At 67.7% G+C, this 15581-nt stretch carries 18 protein-coding genes; 10 read left to right on the forward strand and 8 right to left on the reverse strand.

All coding sequences use genetic code 11. From position 1 onward, the window contains the following. Positions 1-10: 10 nt before the first annotated feature. Positions 11-964: a non-homologous end joining protein Ku gene (ku, locus tag KY501_RS17500; RefSeq protein ID WP_224364309.1), complete on the reverse strand. Its 954-nt coding sequence runs from the start codon at positions 962-964 to the stop codon at positions 11-13. Positions 965-1191: 227 nt separating this feature from the next. Here ku and KY501_RS17505 point away from each other — a divergent pair, with 227 nt between their 5' ends. Beyond that, complete coding sequence (locus tag KY501_RS17505) at positions 1192-2019, forward strand: M48 family metallopeptidase (RefSeq protein ID WP_224364310.1); 828 nt, start codon at positions 1192-1194, stop codon at positions 2017-2019. Positions 2020-2022: 3 nt separating this feature from the next. Here the strand turns inward: KY501_RS17505 and rd are convergent, their stop codons facing one another. The 3 genes from rd to KY501_RS17520 form a co-directional block, all read right to left on the reverse strand. Beyond that, positions 2023-2193, reverse strand: coding sequence for a rubredoxin (rd, locus tag KY501_RS17510; protein WP_224364311.1), 171 nt, complete (start codon positions 2191-2193; stop codon positions 2023-2025). Between the two features lie 63 nt (positions 2194-2256). Beyond that, the gene (locus KY501_RS17515) at positions 2257-3303 is read right to left on the reverse strand and encodes a YihY/virulence factor BrkB family protein (RefSeq protein WP_224364312.1); all 1047 of its coding nucleotides are present in this window, start codon (positions 3301-3303) and stop codon (positions 2257-2259) included. 110 nt (positions 3304-3413) lie between these two features. Then, the gene (locus KY501_RS17520; RefSeq protein WP_224364313.1) at positions 3414-4301 is read right to left on the reverse strand and encodes an MTAP family purine nucleoside phosphorylase; all 888 of its coding nucleotides are present in this window, start codon (positions 4299-4301) and stop codon (positions 3414-3416) included. A gap of 86 nt (positions 4302-4387) precedes the next feature. Here KY501_RS17520 and KY501_RS17525 point away from each other — a divergent pair, with 86 nt between their 5' ends. Continuing rightward, positions 4388-5125, forward strand: coding sequence for a hypothetical protein (locus KY501_RS17525; protein WP_224364314.1), 738 nt, complete (start codon positions 4388-4390; stop codon positions 5123-5125). Positions 5126-5148: 23 nt separating this feature from the next. On the opposite strand, the gene KY501_RS17530 is transcribed toward KY501_RS17525, so the two are convergent. Genes KY501_RS17530 through KY501_RS17545 form a run of 4 tightly spaced genes read right to left on the reverse strand, consistent with a single transcriptional unit; the run spans position 5149 to position 8123 of the window. Beyond that, a complete protein-coding gene (locus tag KY501_RS17530; RefSeq protein WP_224364315.1) occupies positions 5149-5508 on the reverse strand; it encodes a hypothetical protein in 360 nt (119 codons plus the stop codon). Positions 5509-5565: 57 nt separating this feature from the next. After that, entirely contained in the window at positions 5566-6507 is a 942-nt protein-coding gene (locus tag KY501_RS17535; protein ID WP_309242970.1) for a DMT family transporter, read from the reverse strand. Continuing rightward, positions 6504-7523, reverse strand: coding sequence for a tRNA epoxyqueuosine(34) reductase QueG (gene queG, locus KY501_RS17540; RefSeq protein ID WP_224364317.1), 1020 nt, complete (start codon positions 7521-7523; stop codon positions 6504-6506). Before queG ends, KY501_RS17535 begins: the two co-directional genes overlap by 4 nt. A 39-nt stretch (positions 7524-7562) precedes the next feature. After that, positions 7563-8123 (reverse strand): cob(I)yrinic acid a,c-diamide adenosyltransferase, encoded by a 561-nt coding sequence (locus tag KY501_RS17545; protein ID WP_224364318.1) that lies wholly within the window; start codon positions 8121-8123, stop codon positions 7563-7565. A 15-nt stretch (positions 8124-8138) separates the two neighbouring features. Here KY501_RS17545 and KY501_RS17550 point away from each other — a divergent pair, with 15 nt between their 5' ends. The 8 genes from KY501_RS17550 (at position 8139) to KY501_RS17585 (ending at position 15517) form a co-directional block, all read left to right on the forward strand. Further along, a complete protein-coding gene (locus KY501_RS17550; RefSeq protein WP_224364319.1) occupies positions 8139-8933 on the forward strand; it encodes a thymidylate synthase in 795 nt (264 codons plus the stop codon). Next, entirely contained in the window at positions 8930-9418 is a 489-nt protein-coding gene (locus tag KY501_RS17555) for a dihydrofolate reductase (RefSeq protein ID WP_224364320.1), read from the forward strand. The genes KY501_RS17550 and KY501_RS17555 overlap by 4 nt, the downstream gene beginning before the upstream one ends. 121 nt (positions 9419-9539) lie before the next feature. Beyond that, positions 9540-11429, forward strand: coding sequence for a cytochrome c/FTR1 family iron permease (locus KY501_RS17560; RefSeq protein WP_224364321.1), 1890 nt, complete (start codon positions 9540-9542; stop codon positions 11427-11429). A gap of 58 nt (positions 11430-11487) precedes the next feature. Beyond that, complete coding sequence (locus KY501_RS17565) at positions 11488-12189, forward strand: hypothetical protein (protein ID WP_224364322.1); 702 nt, start codon at positions 11488-11490, stop codon at positions 12187-12189. Positions 12190-12360: 171 nt separating this feature from the next. Further along, a complete protein-coding gene (locus tag KY501_RS17570) occupies positions 12361-13119 on the forward strand; it encodes a pilus assembly FimT family protein (RefSeq protein ID WP_224364323.1) in 759 nt (252 codons plus the stop codon). A 14-nt stretch (positions 13120-13133) separates the two neighbouring features. Next, positions 13134-13691, forward strand: a complete 558-nt coding sequence (locus tag KY501_RS17575; protein ID WP_224364324.1) for a type IV pilus modification PilV family protein — start codon at positions 13134-13136, stop codon at positions 13689-13691. 3 nt (positions 13692-13694) lie between these two features. Further along, the gene (locus KY501_RS17580) at positions 13695-15038 is read left to right on the forward strand and encodes a PilW family protein (RefSeq protein WP_224364325.1); all 1344 of its coding nucleotides are present in this window, start codon (positions 13695-13697) and stop codon (positions 15036-15038) included. Positions 15039-15043: 5 nt separating this feature from the next. Continuing rightward, the gene (locus KY501_RS17585) at positions 15044-15517 is read left to right on the forward strand and encodes a hypothetical protein (RefSeq protein ID WP_224364326.1); all 474 of its coding nucleotides are present in this window, start codon (positions 15044-15046) and stop codon (positions 15515-15517) included. Positions 15518-15581 lie beyond the last annotated feature (64 nt).

Genomic DNA, 15581 nt, shown 5'->3' on the forward strand with positions numbered 1-15581 from the left:
GAGTCTCCGCTCAGGTGGGCTCGTGCTCACCCTGGCCCGCCCCGGCTTGGGGCTCCTCCACCGCCTCGCCCGGGCGACTCCGAACCGTCCGCGCCGCCTGCTGGCGGAACCGCAGCGAGCCCTGGGCCGAAGCTGTTCCCTCCGCCTGCACCCCTCTGTGCCCCTCACGACGCAGCGCGGCAATCCCCTCCTCGATGCGGCGGAATGCCTGCATCCGCTCCGGAGCGCTCTCGGACTGCGGCGGAGTAGGAGCTGCCGCCGGCTCGACGACCTTGGCCTGAGCCCGCGCCCGCCGCTCCAGGAAGGCGAGGAGCCGCTCGCGATGGGTGTTGTGGTACCGGCGCGGCTCGAAGGAGGCGGACTGCGACTCGATGAGGCGCAGCACCATCTCCACCTCTTGGTCCGAGGGCCTCGGCCCCGTCACGGCCAGCTCGGAGAGGGTGTCCTGGGAGATCATCTCGTCCGCGTAGTAGAGCGTGGAGAGCGCCAGCCCCCGTCCCCGGGGCCGCACCATGCACAGGTGTCCCTTGTGGCGCAGGACCAGGTGCCCCAGGCCGACGCGGCCGGACCGGGCGAGCGCGGTGACGAGTAGCGCATATTGCCGCTCCGCGCCCACCTCCGGCGCCAGGTGGTAGTGGGCCTCGAAGAAGACGGAATCAATCTCCTGGAGCTCCACGAAGTCCTCGAGCTCGATGGTGCGGCTGGACCTGGGATCGAACGCCTCCAGCTCTCCGCGCGTCACCTCCACATACTGGCCCGGGCGCAGCTCGTAACCCTTCACTACCTGCTCGTAGGGCACCTCCTCGCCATCCGCCGAGCACACGCGCTTGTTCCGCAGGCGCGCTCCATCCGCCTCGTGCAGCAGGTGGAAACGCACCTGTTTGGGCTCTACCGCCGCGTAGAGCCGCACCGGCACGTGGAGCAGTCCAAAGCTCAGTGAGCCGACCCAGCAAGGACGAGACATCTCGGGCCTCCCTGGCCAAACGTCCATCCCACCTTGGCGGGCGACAAGGGCCGCCCGGCCCCCTGGTGGGGCTGCTGCCAGCAGGCCCTGCTCGAAGAGCGTTGCCTACCCGCCACCCGCCCCCCTCCCATCTCGGGCAGCCGCACGTGGAGCTTGCCGCCACCCGAGCCTCTGACTACGAGTCCGGCGCACTCTCAAGCAGCGTCAGGAAAGGAAGAGTCGTCTCTATGCAGCAGCGCATCCTCTCGGCATTCCTGGGCATCACCCTCGCGGTGGGGTTCTCCACTGGTTGTGCGAAGCAGCGCATCCAGGCGGAGAAGACCGTCGCGGACATCCTCATCACGGACCAGCAGGAGGAGGAGATCGGCCTGCAGGTGAAGCAGGAGCTCGAGCAGAAGGAGAAGATCCAGTACGTCACGGACCCCACCGTCACCGAGTACGTGAACCGGATCGCCACGCCCATCCTCCAGCAGGCCAACAAGGACCGGAAGGGCGTGAAGTGGAAGGTCAGCGTCATCAATGATCCGAAGACGGTGAACGCGTTCGCCACGCCGGGCGGCTACCTCTATGTGTACACGGGCCTGCTGCTGGCCGCGGACAACGAGGCAGAGGTGGTGGGCGTGCTGGCGCACGAGGCGGGCCACGTGGTGGGCCGGCACTCAGCGCGCGCCATGGTGAACGCGTACGGCATCCAGGCCATCACCCAGCTGGCGCTGGGCAAGGATCCGGGCACGGCGGCGCAGATCGCCGCGCAATTGGTGGGCGGAGGCGCGCAGCTGGCGCACGGCCGCAGCGAGGAGACCGAGGCGGATGAGTACGGCGCCAAGTACTCGGCCGGGTCGAACTACGATCCGCGCGGCCTCATCACCTTCTTCCAGAAGCTCCAGAAGATGCAGGGCGACACCCCGGGCGTGCTCAAGTGGCTGAGCACGCACCCCACCAACGCGGAGCGCATCAACCACCTGGAGCAGTACATCACCCAGAACGGCCTGCGCGGCTCGGAGATCGGCGCCGATCGGCTGGCGCCCATCAAGCAGAAGCTCGGCGGGAAGTAGGCGCTACAGCTCGTCGAGGGGCTCGAAGTCGGCCTTGGTGGCGCCGCAGTCCGGGCACGTCCAGTCAGCGGGGAGATCTTCGAACGCCGTCCCGGGAGGGATTCCCGAAGCAGGGTCTCCCTCTTCCGGGTCGTAGACATGGGAACAGGCGAGGCACCGATACCGCTTCTTCATGCGGACTTTCTCCTTCTGGACACATCCTAGCCGGTGCGTCGTTCGAAGGAGAGGTCCTCGTGGTCAGTGCACCGTGGGATTCGGAGGCTCGTTGCCGGAGGGCTCGGGAGACTTGCCCTGGGCCACGCGCCGCCGCCAGCGCCAGAAGGCGTACTGCGTCTTGCGCGCACTGCTGGCGCTCTTGGCCGCACCTGGCGTCTTGATGGGCGGCTCGAGCGGAGGCGGCTCACCCGGCTCGCGTGCGCCCTTCGCCTTGGCCCGGGCGTCCTTCGAGGCGTGCTCCAGGATGGCGTTCAGCTCACCGCCGACGATGAAGATGAGGCCTGTGATGTAGAGCCACAGCAGCAGCACCACCACGCCGCCGATGGAGCCGTACGTCACGTTGTACTTGCCGAAGTGATCGACGTACTGGGTGAAGCCCCAGGTGCTCACGAGCCACAGCACCGTGCCGATGAGCGAACCCGGAGTGATGTACTTGAAGCGCTGCTTCACGTCCGGCAGCACGTAGTAGCAGAGCGCCAGCATCAGCATCACCAGCGCGGCGGTGAAGGGCCAGCGCAGCCAGGACCAGATCAAATAGAACACGGTCTCCACGTGCAGCCGCTCCGAGAGCCACTCCCCCACCCGGCCGCCCAGTAGGAACAGGGTGAAGGACACGGGGATGAGCAGCGTGCCCACGAGCGTCATCAGCATCGCCACTCCCTGCGTCTTCCAGAAGGGCCGCGACTCGGGCACGTCGTAGGCAAGGTTGAGCGCCTTGCGCAGCGCGTCCACTCCGCGCGAGGCCGACCACAACGCCACCACGAGGCCCAGGGTGAGCAGCTTGGGCCGAGGCTGGTTCACCAACGCGCGCAGGTGCTCGTCCACCAGCGACAGGGCGTCCCCCGGAATCAGCGGGGCGATGCGCTGCATCATCGCCTCCACGGCGCCGTGCGCGAAGGGCATGTATGCCGCCAGCGTGACGACGAAGAACAAGAGCGGGAACAGCGAGAACAGGAAGTAGTACGAGAGCTGCGCGGCGCAGTCCGTGACGGTGTCCTCCTGGAACTCCTTCACGAAGCGCCGGGTGAACTCACGCCATGTCAGGTACTTGAGCCTCGGCAGCCGCATCCATCCCCCCTTGGGCCTGTGCCCTCCCCTGCTCTGGGGAGTTCAACGTGGGGATGGAATGAGCCGGGTGCAGCAGGCGGGCAGGCGAGCCCCTGCTTCCGTTCTGTTCGTCAGACGACTTCGGGAGGCAGGTACTTGCCCAGCAGCGGGCGCAGGCGGGTGCGCAGCTCATTGGAGATGCGCTTGCGGTCCGACCAGATGCCCATGGCCAGCGCGGAGTCGCACGTGCACTGGGTGGCCGCCGAGGCGACTCGGGGCAGGGCCCGCCGGATGAGGGCCAGCGCGCTCGCGTTGGCGGCCTGGCGGTTCTGGAGGTGGGCGGTGTTGAGCGCCTCCGGATCGGTGCTCACGGCGGGCTGCCACGACTCGTAGTCCGAGGGCACGGCCACCAGCGCGTAGTGCAGCTCCGCCTCGCGCGCGAGCTTGGCCTCGGGCATCGCCGTCATGCCGATCAGGTCTCCGCCCCAGGTGCGGTACATGACGCTCTCGGCGCGCGTGCTGAAGGCCGGGCCCTCGATGCAGACATAGGTACCCTCGGTATGCACCTGGGAGTCGCTGCCCTTGGCCGCCTGGAGGAGCACGTGCCGCAGCGTCTCGCAGAAGGGCGAGGTCATCTCCACGTGCACCACCAGATCGTCATAGAAGGTACAGGGCCGCCGGTAGGTGCGGTCGATGACCTGATCCGGGATGACGAGCTGGCGCGGACGGATGTGCTCTCGGAGGCTGGCCACCATTCCGTAGGCCAGGACGTGGGACACCCCGAGCACCTTGAGGGCGAAGAGGTTGGCCCGGTAGGGGACCCGGGTGGGGCTGAACTGGTGTCCGGCCCCGTGCCGAGCCACAGCGGCCACCGAGACGCCATCCAACTCCAGGGTGAAGAGAGGGCCCGAGGGAGGACCGAAGGGAGTCTCGATGATGTGGGATTCTGCTCGACCCGTTGCTCCTAGAGCGTCCAGGAGCCCGGCGCCCCCGATGATCCCCACCCGGATGCCTGCCATGTGTGTCCTCCACGGCGCTGGTAGTGGGAACGATAGCGCGCCCCCGAGCCAGGGGGGGCTAAAGACTGCTAACTTCTCGTTCCGTCATGCGTGTACTTCCGCTGCTGCTCCTCACCCTCCTGGCTGGGCCTGCCCTGGCCCAGGGCCCGCAGACCGCTGCCGGCTGCAAGGACGACAACAACGACTGCCGGGAGGACTGCACCGTCGAGTACGGCAGCAGCACGCGCACCTACAACAAGCTCGGTGCCTGCTTGCAGCGCTGCAAGGACACGTACGACATGTGCAGCGAGCGGTACCATGCGCTCCAGGAGCGGGAGAGCCTGGGCATCGACCCGGTTCCCCCGCCCCCGGCCCCGATTCCGAGCGAGCCGAGCCACTCCTATGATGACGGGAGCCCGTCCGACGACGGGGCCCCTGCCGAGAGCACTTCGTCCAGTTCCAGAAGTACCGGTCGCTCGGGTGTCTACCGCTCCTCCGACGATGAGCCCGCGGCCTCCGATGACGAGCCCGCGGTCAGCAAGGGAGCCGGGGAGAAGAGATCGCCCACCGCGTCTTCAACTCGGAGCACGTCCGAAGAGCCCGGGGTGCGCCGGGGTGTCTACCGCGCCAGCGAGCCGGAGCCCGCGAAGGAGCCGGAGCCCAAGGCTGCCGCGAAATCCGAGCCCACGGCCACCGCTTCCGCGGAATCGGATCCGCTGGTCGACGAGGAGCCACCGCCACCGCCTCCGCCGCCGAAGCCCGCCCCCAAGGTGGAGCCGCCGCGCCCGAAGCCTCCCCCCGAGCCCAAGAAGGACATTGCCGACTGGGATCCGAACGGGGACTGAGAGGAGGCCCCTCCTTCGCGCACTCAACACTCGATGATCGAGAAGTGGTTCCCGGACTGCTCTGACGGAGGCTTCAGCAGCTCCTGGATGGACCCTAAGGGCCGGCAGCCGCCGCTGTATGTGACCACGATGCCTGCTCCCACCAGCATCGCCCCAAGAATGGCAGCGCTGAGGGCGAGCCGGTTCGGACGAAGGATCGCGCCTGCCACGGAGAGGGCCCATACGATGCCCCCCGCGAGGATGGCGAGCTCGGCGTAGTGCGAGAGGAGCTCGACCACGGTACACAGGCACACCAGCCCGAGTGGCAGAACCACCACGGCGCCTCCAAGCCGAGGCTCCAGGGTCTGCTGGGGGCCAACGTACGCACTGAAGATCTCGGACACAGTGCCCTCCTTTGGACTCCTTCGGAGGAGATGATACCCGCAGTGCGGGCCGCTGGCTCAGCGGGACGGGCGATCCTCGAGCTTCGGCGAGGCCGTAGGCTGCACCCGTGCACCTTGCGTGAGACGGACGCCGACGATGACGAGCACGCCGCCCACCGCCAGCTCCCAGTGCAGGGCCTCGCCCATCAGCGCCCAGGCAGCGAGTGCCGTGGCCACGGGCTGGAGGTTGGAGAAGATGGCCACCTTCGACGCGGGCGCCTTGGACAGCGCGTAGTACCAGAGCAGGTACGCCACCACGGAGGTGAGCAGCGCCACGTACACCACTGAGCCCTTGGCCATCAGGCTCGCGTTCAGCACCTCTCCGGGCCGCAGCGCGAAGGGGGCCAGCGGCAGCATCAGCAGCGTCGCCGCCACCATGCTCCACGCCGTCGCGCGAATGGGCCCGTGGCTGGCCGCGAAGGGGCGGCCCTCCGTCGTGTACAGCACCCAGGCCACCACCGCCCCAAGGATGAGCAGGTCTCCCATCATCGAGCCCCGCGCGCTGGCCAGTCCCCGTCCCAGCAGGAGTACCACCACCCCGGTGAAGGCCGTGACGATGCCGGCCGCGGCTCGGGCTGAAGGGCGCTCCTGCCCCTGGAGCAGGCTCGTCACGTACACACCGAGTGGAGTCATCGCGTAGAGCAGCGCCCCGTGGGCCGCCGGAGTGCGCGCCAGGCCTGTGAAGAACAGGAGCTGGTTCACTGGCCCTGCCAGCACCCCGAGCCACAGCGTCTTCCGCCACTCCGCGCGCGGCGGCAGCTTCGGGCCCGGAGTCAGGAGCAGGATCAGCACGAACACCGCCCCGCTGATCAGGAACCGCCAGAGGATGGTCGTCGCGGGTGACAGCTCCTCCATGGCCCGCTTGCCGGCCAAGTAGGTGCCGGCGCTGATGAGCACCTGGACGGACAGCGCCGCATACACCCTGCCCAGCGGTACGGGAGACGGCGAAGCGTCGTTCACTGCAGGAGCTGTAGAAGCGCCCATTGCGCGGCGCTACGTACCAGTTCGCTCGAATCCCCGCTGAGCTTTTCAAGCAGGAACCGCGCGCTCGAATCCCTCGTCGCCCCCAGCGCATAGACGGCGTTGCGCCGGAGCCCGTCATAGTGAGCCCGCGCCAGCGCCGTGCCCGGGATGAACTTCGTGTATTGCTCGGGGGTCAAACCGGCCAGTTCCAGGACGCCCAGGCCCGCCACGGCGCGAGGAGCAAAGCGCGGGTGCTGCGCGAAGACGGGCCGCCGGTTGAGCGGGCACACGTCCTGGCAGATGTCGCAGCCGAAGACGAGGTTGTCCATCTCGACGCGGAAGGACTCGGGCACTGCGCGCTCGCGGTTCTCGATGGTCTGGTACGAGAGGCACGCACGCGCATCCACGCGGCCATTGCCCACCAGCGCTCCCGTGGGACAGGACATGAGGCACTTGCGGCAGTGCCCGCACCGGTCCGCCAGAGGCCCGTCCGCGTACGCATCCACCTCCGCGTCGAGAACCAGCGTGGCCAGGAGCACCCACGAGCCGAAGGGCTCGGTGATGAAGCAGCCATTCTTGCCCACGTAGCCCAGGCCCGCGCGGGCCGCCCACACCTTCTCCATCAGCGGGCCGCTGTCCACGCTCCCGTAGGTGCCGATGCCCGGGTAGGTGGACTGGACCGCCTTGCGGAAGGCCTTCATCCGGTCTCGCAGCGTCGAGTGGTAATCCCGGCCCCGCGCATACCGGGCGATGGGCGAGCCCTGCGCCTCCTCGTCGTTCCGGTAGTAGTTGTTGGCGAAGGCCACCACCGTCCTGGCGCCGGGCAGGAGGAGGGAGACGTCGAGCCGCTCGGCCACCCGCTCCTTCATCCAGTCCATGTCGGCCGCATAGCCGGCCTCGACCCAGGAACGGAGCGACTCGGGCGGAATGGGCTCTGCCCGCGCGAAACCCACGAGGTCGAAACCGACGGCCTCGGAGAGCTGGCGCAGGTAGGCGGTGGGTAGCGGATTCACGTCACTTCTCTTCTAACGTGGCCTCGGGCTCGCGGGGAGCTACCCGGTGGGCTTCTCCGGTATCCACTTCACGTCAGGAACGCCCTCTCGGTGATTGGCCACCCGGGCCATGACGAAGAGCAGGTCCGAGAGCCGGTTGAGGAAGACGCCCACGTCAGCGGAGACCATCCCCTCGCGCAGCAGGGGGACGACTCGCCGCTCCGCTCGCCGGCACACGGTGCGCGCCACGTGCAGCGCGCTCGACGCCTGGGTGCCTCCGGGGAGGATGAAATGTGTCATCTTGGGCAGCTCGGTCTCGAAGCGGTCGATGGCCTGCTCCATCGCCTCGACCCACTCGGCCTTGAGCTGGGGGATGTACGACGACGCCTTGGTTCCCTGGGGAGTGGCCAGCACCGCACCGACGGTGAACAGCTGCTCCTGCAACTTCTGGAGGAATCCATCCAGCTCGGGAGGCATGGAGAGGCTCCGGGCCAGACCGAGTGTCGCATTCAGCTCATCCACTTCGCCGTACGCGTCAACCCGCTCGTCATCCTTTTGAACACGGCCGCCCCCGAACAATCCAGTCTCACCTGCATCGCCCGTCTTCGTGTAGATCTTCATGTTTTCGAACCTGCCATGAAACCCTACCTCGCGCTGCTCGAACACGTCCTGAAGCACGGAACGAAGAAAAGTGACCGGACCGGCACGGGCACGCTGAGCATCTTCGGACATCAGCTGCGCTTCGATCTCACCCAGGGCTTTCCGCTGGTGACGACGAAGAAGGTCCACCTGAAGTCCATCATCCACGAGTTGCTGTGGATGCTTCAGGGCGACACGAGCGTGCACACGCTCCAGGCCCAGGGCGTCACCATCTGGGACGAGTGGGCCGATCCCCAGGGGAACCTGGGCCCCGTCTACGGCCACCAGTGGCGCTCGTGGTCCGCGCCCAACGGCGAGCACATCGATCAGATGCGCGTGCTCGTCGAGGGCCTGCGCAAGAACCCGGACTCCCGGCGCCACATCGTCAGCGCGTGGAACGTGGCGGACCTGCCGAACATGAAGCTTCCGCCCTGCCACGTGCTGTTCCAGTTCTACGTGGCCAACGGGCGACTGTCCTGCCAGCTCTACCAGCGCAGCGCGGACATCTTCCTCGGGTTGCCCTTCAACATCGCCTCGTACTCGCTGCTGACGATAATGGTGGCGCAGGTGACGGGGCTCACCCCGCACGAGTTCATCCACACCATCGGCGACGCGCACCTCTACCTCAACCACGTGGAGCAGGCGCAGACGCAGCTCTCGCGCGAGCCGCGCCCGCTGCCTCGGATGAAGATCAACCCCGATGTGAAGGACCTGTTCGCCTTCAAGTACGAGGACTTCACGCTGGAAGCGTACGACCCTCACCCCGCCATCAAGGCGCCCGTGGCCGTATGAAGCTGTCCGCCATCGTCGCCATGGCGGCGAACCGGGTGATCGGCGTCAACAATCAGCTGCCGTGGCGCTTGCCCGCGGACCTCGCGCGCTTCAAGCGGGTGACGATGGGGCACGCGCTCGTCATGGGGCGCAAGACGTACGAGTCCATCGGCCGCCCGCTCCCAGGCCGCACGATGATCGTCGTGACACGCCAGCCGGGCTATGCACCGCAGGGCGTGAAGGTGGCGCACTCGGTGGACGAGGCGCTCGCGCTGGCCCGGGGCGATGACGAAGTCTTCATCGGCGGAGGCGCGGAGCTCTACGCGCAGACGCTGGACCGCCTGGACCGCATCTACCTCACGCGCATCGAGCGCGACGTGCCAGGAGACACGCGCTTCCCGGAGGTGGACCTCTCCACGTGGAAGCTCATCGAGGAAGAGCTCCACCCCGCCACCACTCCGGATGCGCTCCCCTACGCCTTTCTCACCTACGAACGCGTGCGCTGAGGACCCTTCGCATGTCCTCCAGGGCACCCCCACTGTCGCCAAAGGAAAATCGAGACCGGCGGCAATTTTGATTTTGATTCTCAAAATTGATAGGTAGTTCCTGAGCTGCTACAAGGGAGGCGTGAACCGCACCCGTGCCCTGCCCTTGTTGTCGCTGCTCCTCGCGCTCCCCTTGACTACGGCGTCCGCCGACGAGGGCACAGCGGGCGATGAGCGCACATGGCACCGGCTGGTGGGCATCCTCCAGTACCTGCAGGCGGACTATCCGAACGCCGTCGAGTCCAAGTCCGAGTCCGAGCTGGCCGAGCAGCGCAGCTTCATCGCCGATGCCGTGGAGGCGGCCCACGAGTTGGGGCCCAAGGCCGCCGGTTTCCTGCCGCGAATCGAGCAGGTGAAGGCCCAGGTGGATCAAGGGCATGATCCCGCGGGCGTCAGCCGTGCGTGCGGAGAGCTGGTGGAGGACCTGGTGCTCGCCGGAGGCCTGGCCCGCAGCCCGCGTAAGCCGCCAGATCTGACCCAGGGCCAGCACCTCTTCCAGGTGTCCTGTTCCGCCTGCCATGGCCCCGAGGGCCGGGGCGACATGCCCATCGCGCAGACGATGGATCCCAAGCCCGCCAACTTCCATGACGCGGAGACCATGGCCGGGCTCATGCCGTACAAGGCCTTCAACACCATCAGCTTCGGCGTTCCGGGTACGGCGATGCCGGGCTTCCCGACGCTCTCGGAGGAGCAGCGCTGGTCGCTCGCCTTCTACCTGTTCACGCTGCGCCAGCCTCCGTGCGAGGGCACGCCGCCCAGCGTGTCCCTGGAGCGGCTGGCCACCGCCACGGATCCGGACCTCGTCGCCGAGCACGGGGAGAAGAACCTGGCGTGCTTGCGGCGCAAGTTCCCAGATGCGGACGAGGAGCGCTCGCTGCTGGTGGCGCGCACCCACGTGGAGGAGGCGCTGCGCAAGGGCACCGCGGGCGACATGTCCGGAGCACGCACGGAGCTGCTGGAGGCGTATCTCAACGGCGTGGAGCCGGTGGAGATCAAGCTGCGCGCCCGGAATCCGGAGCTGGTGACGAAGCTGGAGCGCGCGTTCCTCCAGGCGAGGCTCGCCGCCGAGCGAGGCAGCCCGCACCTGCAGGACGAGGGTCACGAGCTGCTGACGCTGCTGGATCAGGCGCGGCGTGGCAGCGGCACGTCGGCGGACATGTGGTCGGTCCTCTGGCTCACCCTGCTCATCCTGCTGCGCGAGGGCTTCGAGGCCACCATCATCGTCGCGGCGCTGCTGGCGGCGCTGCGCAAGATGCAGGCGATGCAGCACGTGCGCGTGGTGCACGCGGGGTGGACGTCCGCGCTCGTGGTGGGCGCGCTGGCGTTCCTGTTCGGACGCCACCTGCTGGCCGGTGCCAACCGAGAGCTGCTCGAGGGCATCACCGGGCTCGTGGCCGTGGCCATGCTGGTGTACGCGGCGCTGTGGCTCAACGCGCGCTCCAACATGAGCCGCTTCATGGGCGAGCTGCGCCAGAAGATGCAGGGCGCGCTGGGCAGCGGCAGCACGCTGGGCCTCTTCACCATCGCCTTCACCGCGGTGCTGCGCGAGAGCTTCGAGACGGCGGTGTTCCTCCAGGGCCTGGCGCTGGACTCGGCGTCGGGAGTGATGTGGGGCTCGCTGGCGGGGGTGGTGGTGCTGCTGGCGCTGGTCCTCTTCGTGAATCGCGTGGGCTACAAGCTGCCCATGAAGACGCTCTTCACCGCGTCCACGGTGGTGCTCATGGCCACCGCCGTCATCCTGCTGGGCAAGGGGATCCATTCCCTCCAGGAGGTGGCCGCACTGCCGATTGCCCCCATCCCGTTCATCAACGTGGAGCTGCTCGGCATCTTCCCGGACGCGATCTCGCTCGTGCCCCAGCTCCTCCTGGCGCTCGGGCCTCTGGCCTTCGTCCTTCGCCGCCGGATCCGCCAGGCGCGAGAGGCGGCAGCCACCGGCCAGGGACAGGGCGGCGCGGGCGCACCGCTCGTCTAGAAGCCGGAGACGCGCACTGCTTCGTGAGTGCGGCTCGAAGCGCGGCTAGACTGCGCGTATGACCTTCTCACGCCTTGTGTGCGGCATCCTCTGCTCGCTGCTCCCAGGCTTGGCGCTCGCTCAGTTGCCAGCCGACGCTCCCCGAAACGAGCCTCTCGCATCTCCGCCGCTCGTTCCCGCCGCGCAGGACACCCAGGAGATTCCTCCGGAAGAACCCACGCCCCATCGCAGCGGCTGGCACCCGGTAGCGAGGGTGGCGCTCGAGACGGTGGGCGGAGCCGCGGGAGAGTTGGGGGGACTCATCGCCGCGTGGCCACTCTCCCTTCCCGTCGACGCCAGCATCGTCTGCGTCTTCGGAGATGACAACGGCGACTGCGAACCCGGCCCCAGGACGCGCGGATTCCTCGTGGTGATGTTCGCCCTCACCGCGGGAGAGACCTTGGGGGTATACGGCGCAGGTGCGCTGGCAGGTGGCAACGGTCAGCTCCTGCCTACGATTGGCGGAAGCGCGTTGGGAACGGGGGCCGCCCTGGCGCTCTTCAACGTCGCGCAGGACTCGAACTTCATCCCGGGCATGGCGGCCTCCGCGTTGCTGCCCCCACTGGGCGCCATCCTGGGCTACGAGCTGTCCGCCGCCTTCTCCCACCATGAGGCGTTCTCGCAGGAGTCCTCTCGCCCCGCTTCGGGCCTCCGGCTGATGCCCGTCATGGGCCGCAGCCCGAGAGGCGCTCCCATGGGAGGGCTGGCAGGACAGTTCTGAGCCACGCCGGCCGGAACTCGATACTCCCTGCGGAGTGCAAAGTTTGCGAGGTGCCGCCCGCGACGAACTGCAAGGGCGAACCACGCCCACACCCGTGTTTCCGCTGGCTTGCACGGACTCTGAGCAGGCCCGCTCTTTGCGACAGGCGAACCCTCGCAGGAGGTCTTCGTCATGGTCGCTCGCGCCCGGCTCCGCCGAGGTTTCACGCTGCTCGAGGTGATGACCACAGTGGTCATCCTCATCATCCTGGCCGCCCTGGCCGTGACCTTCATGGTCTTTGGCACGGGCAAGGCACGGATGAACAACGCTGTGTTCAACGTGACGGCGCTGCTCAACAGCGCCCAGCTGCGCGCCGTGAGCCATGGCTCGCCGCACTACGTCTTCTTCCACCAGACGCCGGACAACCGGGTGCGCATCCAACTGCTGGAGCGCCCGGACGATGGGCTCGCGCTGAACTGGAACGCGCTGGACCTGAGCCAGGAGCCGGAGGTGGCGCTGGCCTTCACGCGCAAGCTGCCGAACGGCACGACGGAGACGGTCAACGCGCGCGTCCGCGATGAGCTGGTGCTGAGCGCGGGCTCGGGCATGGACTCGAGCGGGCTGGCCTTCCTGGACCTGGACTCCCCTCGCATCACCCGGCCGCTACCGGCGCCCTTCAGCGCCATTCCGCTCGCCACGCCGCTGGCCACTCCGGCCGATCTCAACCAGCCCACGCCGAGCCTGCTGTCCGGGTGCAACTTCTGTGTCGCCTCCGCGGGCCATCCCTATGGCGTGCTCCGCTTCAACGCGGATGGAACACTGGAGGTGATGACGGGCGATGCGCCCTCGGGCGCGGTCATCGCCTTCGCTCCCAACACCCAGGACGAGAAGGGCTTCTCACCCAAGCTCGTCACCGTCTCCGCGCCCGCGGGAGCCGCGGTCGTCTTCTAGGAGGTTGCGTGCACATGAACACCTCGCGCTTGTCCTCTCGCGGTACCACCCTGATCGAGGCCATGGCCGCCCTGATCGTCTTCGCCGTGGGCATCGTGGGCGTCATGCAGATGAACGTCGTCGCCAGCCAGCAGAACAACGTGGCACGGGCGCAGACGGCCGCCAGCAAGATCGCCCGGGACGTGGCGGACGCCTTCGAGCGACTGCCCTTCGATCACCCAGCATTCCGTGAGGCCACCAGCCTGCGTCCGAGCGACGACGACTTCGACAGCCTGGGCAACCCGGACGGCCTGATGAAGCTGCAGGACATGGTGGCGCAGACCGGGGATCGGCCCTTGCTGGGGGCCGCGGACGCCGTCTTCACCTCCGAGGGCCAGAGCAATTTCTACGAGGTGGGCTGGCGCTCCATGCGAGTGGAGAACCCCGAGCGGCACAACAAGGTGGATCAGATCCGCATCCTCATCATGGTGCGCTTCCCCACGGGCGCCGGGATGAAGCAGGTCAATCTCTGGGCCGTGAAGTACGACGTCACCCAGATCACGGGCGATTCGAGGACCGCCCTGGAGCTCTAAGCCATGCGCAACACTGTTCGCTCTCGAGGCTTCACGCTGCTGGAGCTGCTGGTGGGCGCCGCCGTGGGTGCGGTGGTGCTGCTGGGCATCAGCCTGGCCTTCATCTCCCAGGCCCAGCAGTACCAGGCCCACGCCAGCCGCCGGGGCGTGCAGGCCAATGCCCGTCAGGCCCTGGTCTTCATGGGCCGCCACCTGCGGATGGCGGGCTATGGCGTGGACCCGGACCGGGCCATCCTCGCCTACGACTCCTATAACGCCGCGGGAGACCAGCAGGAGCCCGGCTACCCGGATGCCCTCGTCGTGCATTGGCGCGATGGGCTCTTCCGGCGCAGGGCCGCCTCTGTCTCCTCGACGCTCATCTCCCTGCAGCCGTCCGAGCCGTTGCGAGAGCCGCTGCGGCAGGGGCAGATCCTGCTGGTGATGTGCGAGCGGGATCCCAACTTCCCGGATCCCTCCGTGGACGAGAACCCGCCGCACGTGTTCGTCACCGTGGGCCAGTACGCGCCGGCCGGTGCCACGGACATCGCCCTGGATCAGACGCCGAAGACGAGTGCTCCCAACTCTCCGCTCCTCGCGCCGGGCCGCTTCTTCCACGAGCAGGTCGATCCGGGCTTCGCACATCCCTGCTTCAGCAGGCAGCCACCGCACGTGCTGCTCGTCCACCGCGCCGCCTTCTTCGTGGCGCTGTACGACGACGATGGCATCGCGTCCACGACCGAGCGCACGCCCTACTTGATGATGCACCCGGGACTGGACATGCCCAGTGCCAGCAACGTGCAGGGGGATGGCGTCATCGACAGGAACGACGCGGTGCCGGTGGCCGAGGGCGTCGAGCAGTTGCAGGTGGCCTACATCCTGGACACGAACAACCGGGACGCGGACAAGACGCCGCTCATCCTGGGCGTCAACGCCCCGATGCCTCCGGACCACTACGGTGAGAATTGGGAGGAGCGAGATCTGGTCAACCTGCCCCACGGCTGGTTCTTCAACGTCGGGCTCAATGCCGTGGACCCGCAGGAGATTCCGTACAAGCGCCTGCTGGATCACCCGGCGAACATCCGTCAGGTGCGCCTCACGCTCGTGTCCCGCAGTTCGATCCCCGATGCGCAAATCGAGGGCGACAATCTGCTGATGCGTCCGGACAACACGCCCTACCCGGATGGAGCGCCGCTGGCCAACGGCACCATCCCCTGGCGCCACCTGGAGAACCTCTTGCAGGACCCGATCGCCTCGGGCCTCTCGCCCTCGGGCGGCCACTACTACCGAGGCATCCTTCGCGAATCCATCACTCCCAAGAACCTGCTGCTCAACCGGCAGTTCGCTCCCATCAACCCCGGTGGAGGCTGAATCCCATGCGTCCTCTCATTCCCCATCCTCGCGGCATGGCGCTCGTCATGGCCATGGTCGTCGTCGTGCTCATCACCCTGCTGGTGGCGGGCGCCATCTCCTTCACCGGCACCGAGCGCGCCGCCTCGGAGGTGCAGACGCAGGAAGACATGATGTCCTCCTGCGTCCAGGCGGCTCGCAACCTGTTCCTCTCGAAGCTGAATATGCTCGACTTCAATGGCCCCACGAAGATCAAGATCGACGAGGACCTGCTCGGCACGAAGCTGAGGACAGGACACTTCAACGGTCTGGCGGAGGTGAGCGCCCGCGACGTGTCCAGCGCGATGAAGGACCCGAACCGCGAGGTACAGGACATCTCCAACGGAGACACCAGCAAGCCGAAGACGCGGTTCTACGCCGTCACCGCCGTGTGCCGCGAGGGCGAGGACGTCTCCAGTCCCGAGCGAGAGATCGAGTTCATGGTCCGAGTCGGCCTGTAGCGAACGGGGCCGTGGTGTGCCGGGCGCACACCGCGCCTGCTCGCGCGGCATGCGATAGCTTCGG

This window comes from Hyalangium versicolor (genome assembly GCF_020103695.1).
Lineage (GTDB): Bacteria > Myxococcota > Myxococcia > Myxococcales > Myxococcaceae > Hyalangium > Hyalangium versicolor.